Here is a 3,378-nt window from a genome sequence, read left to right on the forward strand (position 1 = left end):
GGGCCGGTGTGCCTGGTTACCACGCCATAGCCTTTTGCAGCACATCAAAGCCCTGGCCAGAGCACTTGGCAGCCCAAAATCAACAGAAAAACTCGCTTCGCTCCGCCTTCGACCAATTGCCGTGAAATATTCGGGCTAAGCGGTGAACTTATCCAGATCTGCCTCGGTGGCGGCGTTGGCGTCCACTTTGGGGGCGCTCAGCGGCTGCTCTGACCCCAGTGTGGGTGCCGGGTCTTGGCCCCATGCGGGTGGTTGTAGAGCCATCCACGGGCCGAAGGCTATCGGCACCCTCAGCACCCACAGCACCAACTGCGAGCGGCTCGGGTCCGTTGGGGTTACGCTCCGGGCTGCACGAACTTTTGCGGAGTCAGGTGACAGGGTGCAGTAGACGGACGATTTTTTGCCCGGTGTAGTGCAAAACATGGTGCCTGCTTTGGTGGGTGGAGCACTACGGGTTTCACTGCATGGCCCCAACCTGCGGGGTTAGTTAATCTGGTCAGCTGCCATGCCCGCTCGCTTTGCATCCGCGAGCGTGCGTTCGCACCCCCAGGAGCCACCATGTCTTTTTACGACACCCGACCCGCCACCATCGACGACGGCAACCCCAACGCCTTCTGGTGGCCCACGCCGCCGTTTGCGGCCTACCCGCAGGTGCAGCCGTCGTCGGGCCCCATGAGTTGCTTGCTGGAAGGCATGAACCATCGCACTACGCGCACCCGGCTCATGCATTTCGACTTGCGTGGCTGCATGATCACGGTGCAAATCTCCCAGGGCCAAAGCCCCATTTCGGTTCGGTTCAAGCAGTTGCGTTGCCTGGAGCTGGAAGAGCCCGTCAAGCCCGAGCCCATAGCCGGCGCCGACGCCCACGCCGCCCTGATGGCGCACCGGCCGGTGTCGCCGTTCATGGTGACCTACACCGACGGGCAGGTGCTGGAAGGTAAAACCATTGGCCATGTGGAGCTGGAGCAGGGGTTGTTTTTGTTTCCGCCGCTGGATGCAAACGGGCAGACTTCGCGGGTGTTCATTCCCAAACACGCTTACAGCAGCTTCAACGTGGGCGAACGGGTGGGTGAAATTTTGGTGGCCCAGGCGCAGGTCACGCCAGGTCAGCTCGACCAGGCCATCGGCGAGCAGGACCAGTTACGCAAGCGCAAGCTGGGTGATGTGCTGGTGGGCAACCAGATCATTTCGCCCGAGCAGTTGCTCGAGGCCATTGAGATGCAGGCCCGCCTGCCCGTCATGCGGCTGGGCGAGTCGCTGGTGTCGCTGGGCATGATCTCTGAGGAGCAACTGAAAGATTCGCTGCGCATCCAAAGCAAAGAACAGGGCACCCCGCTGGGGGAGCTGTTGGTTAAGAAAAGCCTGGTTACCCGCGAAAATCTGCAAACCGCGCTGGCCCACAAAATGGGCTACCCCGTTGTGGACACCGATACCTTCCCGGTGGAGGCTGCCGCCGTCAAGGCCGTGCCCTTCGCCATGGCCGAACGGCTGGAAGTGTTGCCCCTGATCCTGCGTGAGGGCCGGTTGGTGGTGGCCATGGAGGACCCCACGCGTCGCAGCGCCATCAGCGAATTGGAATTCACTACCCAATGCAAGGTGGTGTCGGCGCTGGCCAAGTTGGGCTCTGTGAAGGGCTCGCTAGCCGAAGCTTACCGCCGCAACGGGCTGGAGGTGACCGCCAGCGGCCGTGCCGCCGACATGACCCCCATCGACGGCGGCGCGCTGCTGGCCCAAATGGAGTCGGACCACGCCGACACGGCCGACGAGATGCCTGTGGACCTCAAGGCCATTGAGCAAAACGACAACCAGTTGGTGCGCCTCATCAACACGATGATTTTGGAGGCCCAGGCGCAGGGCGTGTCCGACATCCACATCGAATGCCCCACGGGCAAGGCCAAAATCCGGGTGCGGTTTCGCAAAGATGGCCAGTTGCGCAACTACTTGGAATTGCCTCCCAACTACCGATCGGCCCTGGTTGCGCGCATCAAGATCATGTGCGACCTTGACATTTCCGAGCGCCGCCGCGCCCAAGACGGCAAGATCAACTTTGCCAAATACGCCTCCGGCAACAAGCTGGAATTGCGCGTGGCCACCATTCCCACGGCCAATGGCGTCGAGGACGTCGTGATGCGTTTGCTGGCCGCGTCCAAGCCGTTGCCGCTGGACCAAATTGGCCTGTCGCCCAAGAACTACGAAAAGCTCAGTTGGTCCGTCAAACGCCCGTACGGCATGGTGCTGTGCGTGGGGCCCACCGGCTCGGGCAAAACCACCACGCTGCATTCGGCGCTGGGCCACATCAACGACGAGAGCACCAAAATCTGGACGGCCGAAGATCCGGTGGAAATCACCCAGCCTGGGCTGCGGCAGGTGCAGGTCAATCCCAAAATCGACTGGACCTTCGCCAAGGCGCTCAAGTCCTTCCTGCGGGCCGACCCCGACGTCATCATGGTGGGCGAGGTGCGTGACGCCGAGACCGCCGGCATGGCGATTGAAGCCTCGCTCACCGGCCACTTGGTGCTGTCCACCCTGCACACCAACAGCGCACCCGAGACCATCACCCGGTTGCTGGATATGGGCATGGACCCATTCAACTTTGCCGACTCGCTGCTGGCCCTGTTGGCCCAACGGTTGGCGCGGCGCCAGTGCAAGGCCTGCCGCGTGTCCACGCCTGCCACGGCAGACCAGATCAACGAACTGCTGGACGACTATCTCCACGCATACGCCGGCCATGCCCCGTTCACCCGGGAAGCCCTATTGGCCGAATGGAAGGAACGCTTTGGCGTGAACGGTCAGCTCATGCACTACCACAGCCCCGGCTGCGACACCTGCGAGCAAAAAGGCTTCAAAGGCCGCGTGGGCCTGCACGAATTGCTCACCGTCTCGCGCGACCTGCGCCGCATGATTCAGAAAAGCGAACGCGCCGAGGAACTGCAGCGCCAAGCCCTGCAAGAGGGCATGCACACCCTGCGCCAGGACGGCATTGAAAAGGTGTTGCAAGGCCTGACCACCCTGGACGAAGTCCGGGCCATGAGCAACAACTGACGCCCCCAACGCAAGTTGGAGCATCATCCGCCAGATCAAACAGCGTGACATGGTTCGGCCAGGCGTCATCCAGGGCAGCAGCCACAATGTCAGGTGCCAGCGTGTTCAGGTTGACCATGCGACTTACACACGGCGGTTTATCGTCAACCAAGGCGCCCAGTTACCAGTGCGACTCGACAATGTACGTCACTTGTACTATTGATCCGGCCCCATAAAAATTGAACTTTCCTGGGTTTTTGGCATCAGAGAGTTCATGGACAAAGAAGACGCGAGATACCAGACGCTGGGCGAGCTGCACGAGAGGCGCAAGCAGGTTGTGAGGCTGCACAAGCAAGG

1 protein-coding gene is annotated in these 3,378 nt (G+C 61.5%); it reads left to right on the plus strand.

Features of this window, described 5'->3' with window-relative positions; genetic code table 11:
* Positions 1–558 precede the first annotated feature (558 nt).
* Entirely contained in the window at positions 559–3,042 is a 2,484-nt protein-coding gene (locus tag ACK543_RS07550; protein ID WP_409942235.1) for an ATPase, T2SS/T4P/T4SS family, read from the plus strand.
* Positions 3,043–3,378 lie beyond the last annotated feature (336 nt).

This window comes from Acidovorax sp., from assembly GCF_046341535.1.
In the GTDB taxonomy this organism is placed as follows: Bacteria; Pseudomonadota; Gammaproteobacteria; order Burkholderiales; family Burkholderiaceae_C; genus Acidovorax.

What these genes read in the sequence shown, in the direction of transcription:
- ACK543_RS07550 (WP_409942235.1), top strand. Translation starts at nt 559, where the DNA reads ATGTCTTTTTACGACACCCGACCCGCCACCATCGACGACGGCAACCCC.